Source organism: Paenibacillus sp. VTT E-133291 (genome assembly GCF_002264395.1).
Classification (GTDB): Bacteria; Bacillota; Bacilli; order Paenibacillales; family Paenibacillaceae; genus Paenibacillus_AQ; species Paenibacillus_AQ nitricinens.
In genome coordinates this window covers 25,469-39,737 of the sequence record NZ_NFVA01000065.1, presented here as the reverse complement: position 1 = coordinate 39,737, position 14,269 = coordinate 25,469, and the positions used below count along the sequence as shown (strand labels likewise).

The following is a 14,269-nucleotide window of genomic DNA, read 5'->3' as shown; positions in this document are numbered from 1 at the left end:
AAGTTTCCATCTTACGGGTCACAGTTCAGAATGGTCATAGAGACTTTCTTTGTTTAAGGGTTGTTTTAGCATATACTAGTGCTAGGCAAGCCCCATAATTTGGAGGTGTTTGAATGAAAACTTTAGTTAACGAAAGTGACAACTGAAATGACTTATGAAGAAATCAGCGAACTTATTAGTAATTAATCAATTTAACTTCTACTGAACTCCCCCGACTTCCGGTGCTGCCAACTCATGAATACCAAAGATAATGCAATGATCGTGAGCATAATCCCAAGGACTTGAAATCCCTCAAAGTTGAATTTTTCTCCCATAATTATCCCTATCAACAAGGAAGATAGTATGGTTCCCAGATATCTTGATGTGTTAAATAAGCCCGATGCTACACCGATGATTTCTTTTGGAGAACTTTGGAACAAAGCGGCTTGCAGACCTACATTGTTCAACCCATTGCTAATCCCGAAGGCAGCCAATGCCACACATACACTGATAACCGGTGAAGTCTGATTTAATGTGACAAGCCACACCGATCCCAATGTCATTAGTATTGCGGATACCAGCAATGCTGGCCGGGGGCCAGATCTATCGATCCAGCGTCCTGCTATTGGAGCAGTAATCAACGAGCATAATCCTAGCGTTAGCATGAGAATCCCGGTTTGGAACTCACTGACATGCCGTACCATTTGCAAATAAGATGGAATCCCGAAAAAGAGGGAGTAAAAAAGTACGTTAACGAGCATAAATTCAATATTAACCAAAGTCATCGCCGGATATTTGGTAAAGGTACGCAAAGGAATAAAGGGTGACTCCGCTTTTAACTCATGCCGGACGAATACTCCTAACAAAGCGATTCCTGTTAGTAGGGCAATAACATTTACTAATGCGACATGCCCGGATGATTTGGCTGAGAGCAATCCAACAAGTAAGGCGATCAGTCCCATCGTGAAGAGCAGGATTCCTGTCACATCCATCAAATTAAAACAATTTCGAAAGGATATCCCGCGGGTAACGGTTGTTGACGGTTCGTCCTTAGGGATATTTCTCCAAGATAAAAGAAAGCTCGCCACGACGAATGGAATATTGACGAAAAAGATAGCGGGCCAGTCCCACCAGTGAATGATGACCCCGCCAATAAAGGGTCCAATGGCTGCCGCTCCGGACAGGAATATGGACAAAACAGACAGCGCTGTCGCTTGTTTCTCCGTAATATGAATACGTACAATGGCCATTCCAACGGCTACCATCATGCTTGTTCCAATGGCTTGCACAATCCGGAACACGATGAGCCACCCGAAACTCGGGGATATTGGAGCTAATAAGCCTGCAATGAAGGATACGACAAGGCCAGTAAGAAATATCTTCCTCCGGCCGAATAAATCGCTGGCTTTTCCCATAACAGGTTGAGCGACACTACTTGCAATGTAGAAAGAAAAAATGATCCAGGAAACACCTGTATAGTCAAGCTGGAATACATTTTGCAGCCTTGGAATAGCAACAGAAACCATTGAAGAATTTAAAGGATTCAATAATATCCCTAAACCCACTGAAATCATTAACCACCTGCTGCGAACACTCATTATGAAGCCTCCCATTACTTATTAATTTCATCGTACTTGAATTCGTTTATTCATTCCAACGCATTTTATGTTATGATCTCATTGATTTGAAGGAATGAATGGAGGCGTGAAATGGAACTTCTGCAATTGCAATATTTTCTCGCAGTAGCTCGTTTGGAGCATATGACTGAAGCTGCACGAAATCTACATGTTACTCAATCATCCCTAAGTAGAACGATTCAACGTTTGGAGGAGGCTCTTGGGGTCCCTTTGTTCGATCGGGTAGGGAGAAAGCTGCGATTGAATGAGTTCGGCAGACGATTCCTTCGCCGTGCTGAAAGAGCTTTATTTGAATTGGAGCAGGGAAAGCAGGAGCTTAGTGATTTATCTCACCCGGAACATAACACGCTTGAATTAGCGGTGACCACCGCGAGCACATTACCCAATATCCTTCGCAAGTTTCGAAAAAAGAGACCTGATATTCAATTTCATGTGCAGATGCTGACCACGCAGGAAATGATCACACTTTTGGATAGAGGAGAGGTGGATTTCTGTTTGTCCTCACCACCTATAGAAGGGGACGATATCGAATGCCAAATCGTATTTATCGATCCAATCCTTGTAGCCGTTCCAAAGGGGCATCGGTTGGCTAATCGAAGTAGCATATCCTTGATAGAGCTGAGAGATGAATGGTTCGTCGGGGTTAAGAGTGGTTATGGAACTCGGGATTTAATAGACTCTGTGTGCCAATCGGTTGGATTTGTGCCTAAATATGTATATGAGGGGGATGAACCTGCAAGGCTTAGTGCGCTTGTGGAAGCTGAAATTGGCTTAGCCTTCATTCCAAGTACGGCAAGGAATTCACGGGAAGATATCAAATATCTCCAAGTTGAGAATCATGAATTGGAAAGAGAGATTGCTTTGATTTGGCACAAGAGCCGGTATATTTCGCAAGCTGCTCTGGAATTTCGTGAGGTAGTAGTAGAATATTTCGGAGCGATATCTAAAGAGCATTAAGATAATTGAGGATGGGTATCGAGAGGTATTGAACTGGATACATAAGAACAATTGCATCCAGCTCAAGGACACATGGTCTAAAGATATATTTTATAATGAGGATGTAGAAGAATCTGGTAGTGTTTAATTATCTGATGTTGGTTCTTCCATAAACCATGAGATATGGGTGCATCTCTTACAAATAAGGATTGCAGCGTTTTTGTTTGCCCAGTCAAATCCTAGAAATGATGCTCCGCTTGTGTTAAGCAGTTTATAATCCAGATCAAAGGTATCGTTTTGACAACAAGGACAGGTTATTCGCGCGCCAGCAGCACTGTATCTCATTTTTAAAACCTCCTGTGAATTTGTATAGTTCTTTAACGCATCTGAGGTTATTAAGGTTTCATGTACTCGAACTTACTAGTCAATTTGGGGTGAAATTATGAACAGCTGGGAAACAGCTTTGTCAAAGGTATGTGAGCTTTATTTTTCATCGGAAGTGAATTCGAAATTAGAATGGATCTTGGTTGGCTCGGTGGGTTCGGTTTTACAGGGCTGTGAAATGACTCCGGGAGACGTTGATATTTATACTAAAAATAAAGAAGGGATTGCACAATTTGCAGAACTTCTGAAGGAATATTCCCTGATAGACAAATGTGAACTTCCTCATGGGGAGAACTGGTTATCCTCTTTAGAAGAACCTGCATACACTCAGACCTTTTCTTCGGGCTTTTCGTGGACAAAGGGAAGTTGGATTATCAATGGATTCAAAGTGGAAGTCGTTCATATCTCTAACTCAGCGGGAATTCCTGATTCTATGGATGGTGATGGGATATGGGAAGGTGGGCGATTCATTTGGAACCATTGTAAGAATGTAACTATCGGACGGTACACTATTCCTACGGTTCCTCTAGAAATACAACTGGAATCTAATTTAAGACGACAACGGTCCGACAGGACACAAGCGATTATTACTGCACTGCAAAAATATGGATACGATCAAGAACTAATCGAAAAAGCTCTATCAAAGAAACACTTACCTTATTTTTATTCTCAAATGAATGGAGCTAAGTGATTTATTAATAAAAAAGGAAATATACTGGTATAATATGGTTGGTAATCATGGGAAGGGGTTGATTTCTATGTCAGACTTTTTTAATCCAGGACCTAGTTCGAATACGACGGACCCTGGTGGTCATAAAGCAAACCATGATGTCAATGCGCAGAAATATCATACACAAGGCGTTCCCGGATTTTGGAGTGAAGTGACCAATCTTTTAATTGTGGTGGCAATCATTGCAGTTATTTTCTTACTCATATGGATCTTTTAATGGTGTTGTAGCTTGTTTTATTTACGTAAAAAATGACAGCCCTTATAAATTTCAAAGGCTGTCATAGTTGTTATTAGGCTGAGGTTCGCGAACCGCACCTTTTGATGCCGAGTAGTGACTATGCCATAGGAATCGAGAATAAAGTACCATCCCCATACTGAGTTCATTCATCCGAACATTGCGAAGGATCCGGCTTGTAGAGTAACCCCTCCGATTACCAGCACCTTAAAATCAAATTTACCCATCCCATACCCAATTCTCATCCCCCAGACGGAGAAAGTATCCATCTGGAGCCAGTTATCTAAATTTAGATTCTAAAATAAAATGAATTTAACAATGGAATCACTCTTTAAAAATCGTACGGGAGAGGATGGTTATAAGGTGGAGAAAATTATAGAGGTACAGGGGATTAGCAAGGTCTATGCGAAAAGAAAGACGAAAGAGAAAATACATGCCGTTCGTAATGTTTCTTTTCATGTAAATCGTGGTGAGGTTCTCGGTTTATTGGGCCCCAATGGGGCTGGGAAAACATCAACAATAAAGATGCTTTGTGGTTTGTTAGAATCGGATGGGGGTTCTATTTCCATTAATGGTTTAGATATATGCAAGAAGAGACTGAAAGCGCTAGAGCATATTAGTGCTGTATTAGAGGGAAACCGGAATTTATATTGGCGTCTTACCGTACGGGAAAATTTAGAATATTTTGCAGGTAACCGGGGGTACTCTCGGAAGCAAATAGTCGATCAAACAGAGAAATTATTAGGGCAATTCAATCTTAAAGAAAAGGAGAATGAGCTGGTTAATGGATTATCCCGGGGGATGCAGCAAAAGCTGGCAATCGCTGTGGCGTTATTAGCTAATACGGATGTCATCTTGCTGGATGAGCCAACGCTCGGTTTGGATGTTGAGGTTAGTTATGAATTACGTAATATTCTAAAAACGATAGTAAGGGAAGAAAGACGTACGATCATTATTAGCTCACATGATATGCCCGTCGTTCAGGAGCTGTGTGACCGTGCCATTATCATTAATAAAGGTGAAGTTGTGATTGATGACAGGGTGGAGAATTTACTTAAGTTATTTGAAACAAGGGCATATTCCATTAAGCTGGGTGAGCAATTAAGCCTAGAACAGGAGAATAAACTGTTGAGTATATTCCCTTTAAGTACTTATAAAGCAAGCTCTCATGAAACGATTGTGGAAGTGAACTTAGAGCATGGGCAGGATATCTACGAGTTGTTTGATCTCCTGAAAGAGGAAGGAACCATGGTGGAAAGTATTGATCGTATTACGATTGATTTTGAACAAGTGTTTATTCAGATTGTGAAAGGAGGTAGAACTCATGAAATGGCTCCATTTATTTAATGCGAATTTTCGTAAGGAATATATTGAGATGAAACGTTATCTACCGAACACGATTGCGTTAGTAGCCACTTTTTATATTATATTTCTGGCTGCATTTTTTGGAATTATGTTCATAGGAGATCCGGCCAGCTTTGATACGAATGTTCAATACTCCATTGTAAGTGTGGTCTTTTGGAGCTTAACGATGATGACGATGAATTTTATTGGTTATTCGGTAATCACAGAAGCGACGCGTGGAACGTTAGAACAGTTATATATGTCTCCCTTGGGCGTGTGGAAAATCATGCTCACGCGGATCATCAGTCAATTGGGCTTACAGTCTGTTATTATGATCCTTTTACTCTTTGGTGCGATGCTGACCTCCGGGCAGTGGTTGAGCTTAAATCCTATGACTACGATCCCAATCATTATAGTTACGATGATAAGTATGGTGGGGGTCAGCTTTATGATTGCTGGTTTGGCTGTTATCGTGAAACAAATTCAAGCATTTTTACAGATTTTCCAATTCGTTTTGATGGGACTTGTATTTGTTCCGATATCTGTCGCACCATTTCTGGCGTTTGCTCCATTCGTCAAAGGCGTGAATATGGTAAGAACAGTGATGATAGAGAATCTTACGCTAACGGAGTTGCCCTTATCAGATTATGGCGTATTACTATTAAATTCGCTAGTGTATTTGATTTTAGGGCTCTTTGTGTTTGAGCGGTGCGAGAAAATAGCCATGAAGAAAGGTCTTCTCGGGCAATATTAGCCTACACAAACGTTTATTCTTTAGGTATAGCTAATACTTATAACCTGCCATAACTCATTGGTGTAACGGTATAGGCCATCGGATATGCTATATTAATTTTAATAATTTTTTACGAGGAGATTAATATATGAGCACTCAAACCGAACCTAAACAACGAACCGTTACTCCATTTCGATATGATATTGTTGGCAGCTTCCTGCGCCCTCAAGCGTTGAAAGAGGCTAGATCAAAATTCAAAAACGGCGAAATTACCGCTGAGCAGCTGAAGGAAATTGAAAATAAAGAAATCGTTAAGCTAGTGCAGAAGCAAAAAGAGGTAGGCCTTCAAGCTGTAACTGACGGCGAATTCCGCCGTTCTTGGTGGCACCTCGATTTCTTCTGGGGATTTGATGGTGTAGAGCGGACTATTATTGATCAAGGCTACCAGTTTAACGGCGCGCAGTCGAGACCAGAAACAGCCCGATTGACCGGGAAAATAAGCTACAGCAGCCACCCTTTTGTAGCGCATTATGAATTCTTAAAAGGCGCTGCAGGCGAGGGCGTTGTTGCGCGTCAATCGATTCCTGCAGCTGCGCAATTCCTGTTTGAGCTGGATCGGGCAGAAAATAAGGAAAGCACGAATGAATTATACCCGAATCGTGAAGAGCTAATTTCGGATATTGCCAAAGCATACAAAGCGTCAATTCTTGCCTTTTATGCAGCGGGCTGCCGCAGCATTCAAATCGACGATTGCACGTGGGGAGCTCTGTGCGACGAACAGTTTATAGCATTTATGAATCAGGTTGGTGTGAATGTAGCTGAATATGCGAACGAGCTTGCGAAGTTGAACGAAGAAGTAGTATCCGGTCTGCCGGAAGATCTGGTTGTAACGACACATGTATGCCGAGGCAATTATGTTTCTACTTATGCTGGAGTAGGCGGAGGTTATGAACCTATCGCGCAAACACTTCTGAACATCAATAACTACTCAGGTTACTATCTGGAGTTTGATACGGAACGGGCGGGCGATTTCAAACCTTTGCGCTTCCTAAAAGACAATCAACAGGTCGTGCTTGGTCTGTTCTCTTCCAAATTTGGTGAGCTGGAGAGCAAGGAAGATATCCTGAAGCGTATTGAAGAAGCAAAGCAATATGTTGATCTGGACCGGATTTGCCTGAGCCCGCAATGCGGATTCGCTTCTACGGAAGAAGGTAACCACCTGACAGAGGAGCAGCAATGGCGCAAGCTTGCGTATATTAAAGAGATTGCGGAAGAGATCTGGAATTAAGGATAAGTAAAAAGTTAAAAAAACACCTTAAACCGCACGGATATTCATCCGACTCGGCTTAAGGTTTATTTTGATTTAAAGCGAGTGCATCGATATACTTGGCTAGTTCTATCTATACCAGTGACTAGATTAGGGAAAATCTCCCTAATAAAAGCCGATCATTCCTCTAAATGAATCGAATCAGGGAATTCCTCCCTAAAAATCGGGGGATAACTAAATTCACGACCAAATCAGTTGAATTATAGGGAGGAATTCCCTAATTGTCAGCCTAATGATCAGATATCTCTGAATTTTAGGGAGAAATTCCCTAATCTATAAAACGCAAAGTACAAAAAAGGGAGCTCTCGTTAAGAGGCTCCCTTTTTTGTACTTATATTATTTTGTATAGTTATCGAAGTAACCTTGAATATAAATCATTGGTGTTCCTTTGTCTCCACTACCAGAAGTCAAATCAGATAATGAACCAATCAGGTCCGTTAATCTACGAGGTGTAGTCCCTTGGGCTTCCATCGCACCAACCAGATCCTCATTTTTATTCTGGATATATTTAGAAATGGCTTGTTTCAGCTCTTCACCACGAAGATGAGAGAAGTTGTTATCGGCCAAATATTTCAATTTCACCTCATTTGGCGTTCCATCAAGTCCTGCAGTATAGGCAGGGGATACAACTGGATCTGCCAGTTCCCATATTTTACCGACCGGATCTTTGAATGCACCATCGCCATAGACCATTACTTCTACAGTTTTACCTGTAATTTCTTTAATTTTTGCTTGGATACCATCTACGATAGGTTGGCAGTTATTAGGGAATAGCTTTACGCTTTCTTCTGTTGCTTTATTAGAGCCAAGCAGACCATAAGCTTCGTTAAAGCCGCTGCCATCGATGGATTGTGTAAGAACATCATCCAGACCAAATACTTTTTCAGCACCATTGCTCATGAGAATTCGTTTGGTTCTGAACCGTGTGTGAATATCACAAGTTAATACATTTTTTGTGTAGTTTAAAATGGTTTTCGGATTGTTGGAGAAGATGACTTCACAAGCCACACCTTCAGCTTCAATTAAGCTTTTATAATATTCGATATAGTCAACACCTGTGAATGGGTGCTTAATATAGCCGAAATGTTCACGGAACTGAGCCTCAGTTAATACATCCGTCCATGGATTGACACCCTTAGCATCTAATTCGTCGATGTCTACAAGATGGTTGCCTACTTCATCCGATGGATAGCTTAACATTAAGACTACTTTTTGTGCCCCTTTGGCAATTCCACGCAAGCAGTTAGCAAACCGGTTACGGCTAAGAATAGGGAAAATAACACCCACAGTCTCATCACCGAATTTTGTTTTAATATCAGCAGCAATATTATCAATGGTCGCATAGTTTCCTTGTGCCCGAGCCACAATGGATTCTGTTACGGTTACAATGTCGCGATCCTCTATCTTAAAACCCTCGATTGTTGCAGCATTCAATACGGTCTGAACTACGATTTCTTCTATGTTATCCCCATTGTTAATGATGGGTCCGCGAAGTCCGCGCACCACTGTTCCAACTACTCTTTCCAATACAATCTCTCCTCTTATAAGGGTATACTCTCTATATAAGTAATGGTTTTTATCCTATATTACTATACCCTTTTAAGCGATATAAGTGAAATTAATGTTTGTGATATCTAATATAAAAAGGATTTATAGAGGGAGCGCCGTATGAACAAAATGGATCGATTGTTAGCTATAGTGCTTGAACTGCAGCGAAATAAAATGTTACGGGCGGAGGATTTGGCGGCTACGTTTGAAACGAGTGTGAGAACTATCTATCGGGATATTCAGGCACTGAGTGAAGCGGGCGTATCCATAATAGGAGCGCCAGGGCAGGGCTACTCCTTAATCGAGGGGTATTTCCTGCCACCCGTTAGTTTCACGCTGGACGAAGCAGTGACATTGCTTATCGGGACTGACTTTATCGAGCAGTGGTTTGATGCCCACTATAGCAATAAGGCTAGAAGCTCTAAAGCAAAGATAGAAGCTATCCTTCCAGAAGCCATCCGCAGTGAAGCGTCACAGATCCGCAAAAGTTTTCGTTTATTTGCATCCGCAGCAGATATAGCACCAATACAAGAAAAGGCATGTCTGGAAGCCATTCGTCGAGCGATATTGGAGGAGAGGAAAATAAGATTTCGTTATTCCAAAAGAATCGCCGAAGCCGATGGGAACCGTCAAAGTATTCGTACGGTTGCTCCTTACGGACTTGTGCTTCATCAAGGATCATGGGTACTCGTCGCTTGGTGTGAATTGCGTCAAGGCATCCGTCATTTCCGGTTATCCCGAATGAGGGAGCTTATGGATCTGGAAGATAAATTCATACTGCCAGCGGATTTCCAATTGGAGGTATACCAACCTCCTGATGATCGCAACGTTCATGTGCTTATCTTAGTCCATTCGGACATAGCCGATAGGGTAAGGGAATCGAACAACTTCTATATTGAAACTATAGAGGAGCATGCGGAAGGCTTACTGGTTACTTTTCGAGTTCGAGAGCCAGCGGAATTGCTGCAATGGGTGCTGGGCTGGGGAGGCGGCATGGTTGTGCTAGAGCCGGAATCTTTTCGCCATCAAGTTAGAAACGAGCTGGAAATAATGTTAAAACGCTACTGACATAACGCTGTCAGTAGCGTTTTTGTATACTTGGATAATTAATGACTAGAGGAGCTGAAATATGATGATTACAACTAAAGAAGCCTTACAACGTTTTGAAGAAACTGCGACATACTATATTCATGCATTAGAGCGATTCAATCTGGAACAGCTGAAGCAAAAGCCAAGTGAAAACGAGTGGTCCATCGGACAGATGGTTCAACATCTCATTAACTCGGCACTGTATATGCAGCTTCGTAATATTGATCAATGTCTGGCGCCAAGCCAAGATCCCTTAATATCTCATGTAGGGAAAACCGAGGATGGTGCGGCTATATTTGCACAAGGAAGCTTTCCACCCATTCGTATTCAGGTTCCGCCTTCTGCCCAATATACACCGGAGCAGCCGGAGAGCAAAGAACAATTAATTCAAGGGTTACAATCAGTCATCCAAAGAATGAGAGAGGTCGAACCGTCTCTTGAAAAAGCGTCCAAACTTAATACCGTATCTCATCCGCGATTCGGTGGACTATGCGCGGAGGAATGGTTCCTGCTTATTGAAATGCACTATCGTCATCATCTTCTGCAGCTGGAGCGATTAAACAAGGAATTGTTTCGGAAAGTGATGTAAACCAAAAAAAGAGGCCATTGCTGATCTACAGCAATGGCCTTTCGTCGTAAAAGAAATGATCTTTAATTTCCTGAGCCAAGCGTCGCTTGAACATAATCTTTATATTCACTCGGATTAACACCAAAATGCTTCTTGAAAAGTCTGGTGAAATAAAATTGATCATGTATACCGATTTGCGTAGAAATCTCTTTGACATAAGGGTTGCCCTTTAGAATTAACTCTGCGGCCTTCTCCATTTTTACGGTATTAATGTAATGAATGATACTTTGGCCGACTTCTTCTTTAAAGATTCGGGATAGATAGTTCTCACTTAAGTTGACCTGCTTGGCAATCAGAGATAAGGTCAGCTTTTTCTGATAATTTGCATTGATGTAATCAATGGTTTGTTTAACATCCCTATTATGGGTAGTCACAATCTGTTGTTTTTGATGGGTGAATAATTGAAATAAAAGCTCCATCTGCGTTAGAATCTCAGCACTTCGCTTACTATTTGCAATATTCTCAATAGTTGTTTTCAAAAGCTTTGGATCTTCAACGATAATGTGAGCATCGCATAATGGAAGATAGTGCAGACAATTGACGATGAATGTTTTGGCTTCAGCCGGCTTTATTTGTTTCGATCTGCAGGTCTCAAGGAAATTATGAATGGCTTGATTAACGGCTTCAACGCCGGAGCGTTTCCAGGCCTGTATTAAATTTGTAGAGAACTCATGAACGTTTTCGAAATCGAGCGTATCATTTAAATGGACAATCTCGGGATCAATAATCGTTATATCGTTGTAAAATTGGATTTCCAAGGATTCTTTACATCGCTCTAGCATTACTTTCGCCTCAGCGTATCCTCTAATGTTCTGGGAATAAACAATGGTAGGGGTAATGGAAATATACATTTTGATCAACTGGATGACTCTATGGATAAAGTCGGTACGGATAATTTGCTGATTATCTAAGGTATCAGTGGAGATTAGCAGCAACAATGCATTCGATTCAAGCTGAATAATTTCGAATTGATCTACGGTTTCCAGGATATCTAAGATGATGTTTTCAATGAAGGATACCGAAAGTTGATTTTTCCGTTCGCTAGGGCTGGCGCTATTTTGCTCAAAGGTAATGTAGAACAAATAGCAGCTATTTTCACTAAAAGCGAGTGTTATAGAATCTTGCTGTTCAAGCTGGTTCATATCATAATAGGGGTCGGTAAAATAATCTTTTAAAATCGCATTTTTTACACTCTTTAAATTGTGTTGCAATAGCTGAGATTGTGTCTCTAGCTGCTGCTTGGACTGAAGCTGTTCTTGAATTAGGTGCGTGGATTTCTCCAGCAACTGGATGAGGTCCGCAGTCTTCATACTAATCTTAAGCATGTAATCTACAGCGCCAAGAACTAATGCTTCGCGAACCAACTCATACTCCCCGTGGTTACTTGCCACCAGGATTTTTCCTGCAAACCCTCTGTTATTCAGTTCTTTTATCAGCTGCAAACCATCCATATTAGGCATTTTGAGATCTGTAATGATGATATGGGGATTAAATTTCTCGACAAGGGTTAAAGCTTCAATTCCGTCAGAGGCTGTAGCACAGATCATATATCCAAGCTCTTCCCACGGAATCATGGTTCTGAGCGCGACTTTTACAATAGGTTCATCATCCACCAGCATTACATTATACATTGGATACACTAGTATCACCCCTTATCTTCTTCGTAGGTTTGTTTGGGGATCATCAGGCGGCAACAGGTGCCTTGACCCACTAAGCTTGTGATGAATAGTCCGTAGCTCTCACCATATTGAAGCTTAATGCGATCGGCTACATTAGAAATTCCGATACCGGACAGGGTATCAGCCTTTTCCGATTTTTTCGTGTCAAAGCCTTTTCCGTTATCAATGATTTCTATAACAAGTGTGTATTCATTTTTTGCGTAAACCTTAATGCGAATAAGAACCTTTCCTCCAATATCCGTAACCCCATGGATGATAGCGTTCTCAGCGATCGGCTGCAGAATAAGTTTAGGGATCAGACTATCTAAGACCGATTCATCTAGATCATATTCAACGTCAAATCGATCAGCATAACGTATTTTTTGAATGGCAAAGTAATTGTCCAGATTATTAAGCTCCTGTTTGATGGTTATTTCCTCATCTTGATCGATGATGGTACTTCGCAGTAATTCTGCGAGAGAGGAGATACCATCACTTAGCACGGGAACCTGGTTAATCATTGCGAGCCATCGCAAGGAATTTAGAGTGTTGAATAAAAAATGAGGGTTAATCTGTGATTGTAGCATTTGTAATTCAAGCGAACGCTGCCTCTTTTGATCTTTCTGTTGATCCTCTATCAGTTGCTCAATCCGGCTGACCATACTATTAATCCTATTTGCCAGAACACCCATCTCATCGTTACTGTGATCTTCTATACGATTGGATAAATTGCCATAAAAAATTTGATTACAGAAGACAATAATTTGTTTGATAGGCTTCAGGATACTTTTATACAAGACGATGATAATTAGGATACAAAGGACATGATGCTGACAACGATAAGGAGTCCCGTGGTGATTTTACTTGTCTCAGAATTAATATAAGAGAAGGGAACCGTAGAAATCATGTACCAGCCTAATTGATTATTATTGATATAGGAGATCTGATGCATTTTGCCATTGACTAAGCCTTGAAAGGAATGGTTCTTCTGTGACTCTTGTTCTTTGATTTGGTTGAAAAGTTGACCTTTATCATAGGCTTCACCAAGTGTTGTACTCTTAAGGTTCGAGGACATCACTATTCCTTCTCTATTCATGATAAGCAGATTAGAACCTGTTCCTAAGTCTACACTGGAAAGAATGACTTTTGAGAATAACTCCCCGCCGATAAAAACAAACACATAACCTAATGGAACGCCAATGTCTTCTTGATCAAAAATTTTACGCCCCAGGACAATCGTATGGGAAGCACGATAGCTTTTTACATAATTAAGACTGTCATAAGGGGCATTAAGATCTACCTGTTTCATGATTTCTCCATATTTTGGATTGGGAATGCCATCATAGCCTAGTTCATAGATCGGTTCGTTCTTGGAGTCTATGATCCGAACGTTCTGAACATATCCCGGATAAATGGTTCTGTACACATTGTCCATAGCGTGGTTTATAGTAGCATTGCTAGGGGCGGGTTCATTAGGCGCTGCCGTTAAACGCTCCTGAATAATAGGATTGGTAGAAACAGATCCGGCAAGATATTGATAGTTATTAAGCTCACTTAACATCGTTCGATTGAGCAGTGTCAAAGCCTGAAAGGTAGATTTGCTTAATTTATTGTTAATGGATTTGGAGTAGATAGTATAGGAATAGAAACCTATAAAGATGATGGGAATCACGGAAACGATTAAGAAGATAACGGTTAAGCGATTTTGAATTTTAATTTTTCGTATGATTTGTGGGGGACTAGGAAAATACCGCTTCCCTTTGTTATGACTCAGGTGGATGACCTCCCATTCGATATCCTTTACTAACAAGTTAACATAAAAAGAAGAATGGAATATATATGCATGGGCGAAAAGCAAGAATAATCTATGGAATCGTTAGTATTATCCATTCCTTTAACTGCTAAGTTTACAAGTCATGTGAGTCTGATGAATAAGTATATCTGAAACCTGAATGATAGATGGATAAAATAATACATAGGTACGTTTGTATTGTAAATGTAAATTAAACGTAAACACTTCTATACTTAAGTTATCAGATAA

Annotated in this window: 13 protein-coding genes; 8 read left to right on the top strand and 5 right to left on the bottom strand. The window is 40.9% G+C overall.

Annotation, left to right across the window (positions count from 1 at the left end; genetic code table 11):
• Nucleotides 1–191: 191 nt before the first annotated feature.
• Nucleotides 192–1,577, bottom strand: a complete 1,386-nt coding sequence (locus CA598_RS22335; RefSeq protein WP_094877936.1) for an MFS transporter — start codon at nucleotides 1,575–1,577, stop codon at nucleotides 192–194.
• A 111-nt stretch (nucleotides 1,578–1,688) separates the two neighbouring features.
• On the opposite strand from CA598_RS22335, the gene CA598_RS22330 reads away from it, so the two are divergent.
• The 6 genes from CA598_RS22330 to CA598_RS22300 all read left to right on the top strand — a co-directional run bounded on the left by CA598_RS22330 (nucleotide 1,689) and on the right by CA598_RS22300 (nucleotide 7,266).
• Nucleotides 1,689–2,573, top strand: a complete 885-nt coding sequence (locus CA598_RS22330; RefSeq protein ID WP_094877935.1) for a LysR family transcriptional regulator — start codon at nucleotides 1,689–1,691, stop codon at nucleotides 2,571–2,573.
• A 421-nt stretch (nucleotides 2,574–2,994) separates the two neighbouring features.
• Nucleotides 2,995–3,627: a nucleotidyltransferase family protein gene (locus tag CA598_RS22320; protein ID WP_094872881.1), complete on the top strand. Its 633-nt coding sequence runs from the start codon at nucleotides 2,995–2,997 to the stop codon at nucleotides 3,625–3,627.
• Nucleotides 3,628–3,694: 67 nt separating this feature from the next.
• Nucleotides 3,695–3,883 (top strand): hypothetical protein, encoded by a 189-nt coding sequence (locus CA598_RS22315; protein ID WP_094872879.1) that lies wholly within the window; start codon nucleotides 3,695–3,697, stop codon nucleotides 3,881–3,883.
• 381 nt (nucleotides 3,884–4,264) lie between these two features.
• Entirely contained in the window at nucleotides 4,265–5,248 is a 984-nt protein-coding gene (locus CA598_RS22310; protein WP_094872904.1) for an ABC transporter ATP-binding protein, read from the top strand.
• Nucleotides 5,226–5,999, top strand: a complete 774-nt coding sequence (locus CA598_RS22305) for an ABC transporter permease (protein WP_094877934.1) — start codon at nucleotides 5,226–5,228, stop codon at nucleotides 5,997–5,999. Before CA598_RS22310 ends, CA598_RS22305 begins: the two co-directional genes overlap by 23 nt.
• A 127-nt stretch (nucleotides 6,000–6,126) precedes the next feature.
• Nucleotides 6,127–7,266, top strand: coding sequence for a 5-methyltetrahydropteroyltriglutamate--homocysteine S-methyltransferase (locus CA598_RS22300; protein ID WP_094877933.1), 1,140 nt, complete (start codon nucleotides 6,127–6,129; stop codon nucleotides 7,264–7,266).
• A gap of 375 nt (nucleotides 7,267–7,641) precedes the next feature.
• Here CA598_RS22300 and CA598_RS22295 read toward each other — a convergent pair whose 3' ends face one another.
• Nucleotides 7,642–8,832 (bottom strand): coenzyme F420-0:L-glutamate ligase, encoded by a 1,191-nt coding sequence (locus CA598_RS22295; RefSeq protein WP_094877932.1) that lies wholly within the window; start codon nucleotides 8,830–8,832, stop codon nucleotides 7,642–7,644.
• A gap of 141 nt (nucleotides 8,833–8,973) precedes the next feature.
• Here CA598_RS22295 and CA598_RS22290 point away from each other — a divergent pair, with 141 nt between their 5' ends.
• Together CA598_RS22290 and CA598_RS22285 are read left to right on the top strand one after the other, a co-directional pair.
• Nucleotides 8,974–9,921 (top strand): helix-turn-helix transcriptional regulator, encoded by a 948-nt coding sequence (locus tag CA598_RS22290; protein WP_094877931.1) that lies wholly within the window; start codon nucleotides 8,974–8,976, stop codon nucleotides 9,919–9,921.
• A gap of 67 nt (nucleotides 9,922–9,988) precedes the next feature.
• Complete coding sequence (locus tag CA598_RS22285) at nucleotides 9,989–10,531, top strand: DinB family protein (RefSeq protein ID WP_094877938.1); 543 nt, start codon at nucleotides 9,989–9,991, stop codon at nucleotides 10,529–10,531.
• Nucleotides 10,532–10,593: 62 nt separating this feature from the next.
• Here CA598_RS22285 and CA598_RS22280 read toward each other — a convergent pair whose 3' ends face one another.
• The 3 genes from CA598_RS22280 to CA598_RS22270 are packed head-to-tail and all read right to left on the bottom strand — an operon-like array spanning nucleotide 10,594 to nucleotide 13,900.
• Entirely contained in the window at nucleotides 10,594–12,201 is a 1,608-nt protein-coding gene (locus CA598_RS22280) for a response regulator transcription factor (protein WP_256990597.1), read from the bottom strand.
• A gap of 14 nt (nucleotides 12,202–12,215) precedes the next feature.
• Complete coding sequence (locus CA598_RS22275) at nucleotides 12,216–13,025, bottom strand: sensor histidine kinase (RefSeq protein ID WP_094877929.1); 810 nt, start codon at nucleotides 13,023–13,025, stop codon at nucleotides 12,216–12,218.
• Between the two features lie 11 nt (nucleotides 13,026–13,036).
• The gene (locus tag CA598_RS22270) at nucleotides 13,037–13,900 is read right to left on the bottom strand and encodes a cache domain-containing protein (protein WP_143812439.1); all 864 of its coding nucleotides are present in this window, start codon (nucleotides 13,898–13,900) and stop codon (nucleotides 13,037–13,039) included.
• Nucleotides 13,901–14,269 lie beyond the last annotated feature (369 nt).

What these genes read in the sequence shown, in the direction of transcription:
- CA598_RS22300 (WP_094877933.1), top strand. Translation starts at nt 6,127, where the DNA reads ATGAGCACTCAAACCGAACCTAAACAACGAACCGTTACTCCATTTCGA.
- CA598_RS22290 (WP_094877931.1), top strand. Translation starts at nt 8,974, where the DNA reads ATGAACAAAATGGATCGATTGTTAGCTATAGTGCTTGAACTGCAGCGA.
- CA598_RS22335 (WP_094877936.1), bottom strand. Translation starts at nt 1,577, where the DNA reads ATGAGTGTTCGCAGCAGGTGGTTAATGATTTCAGTGGGTTTAGGGATA.
- CA598_RS22320 (WP_094872881.1), top strand. Translation starts at nt 2,995, where the DNA reads ATGAACAGCTGGGAAACAGCTTTGTCAAAGGTATGTGAGCTTTATTTT.
- CA598_RS22280 (WP_256990597.1), bottom strand. Translation starts at nt 12,201, where the DNA reads ATGTATAATGTAATGCTGGTGGATGATGAACCTATTGTAAAAGTCGCG.
- CA598_RS22330 (WP_094877935.1), top strand. Translation starts at nt 1,689, where the DNA reads ATGGAACTTCTGCAATTGCAATATTTTCTCGCAGTAGCTCGTTTGGAG.
- CA598_RS22305 (WP_094877934.1), top strand. Translation starts at nt 5,226, where the DNA reads ATGAAATGGCTCCATTTATTTAATGCGAATTTTCGTAAGGAATATATT.
- CA598_RS22315 (WP_094872879.1), top strand. Translation starts at nt 3,695, where the DNA reads ATGTCAGACTTTTTTAATCCAGGACCTAGTTCGAATACGACGGACCCT.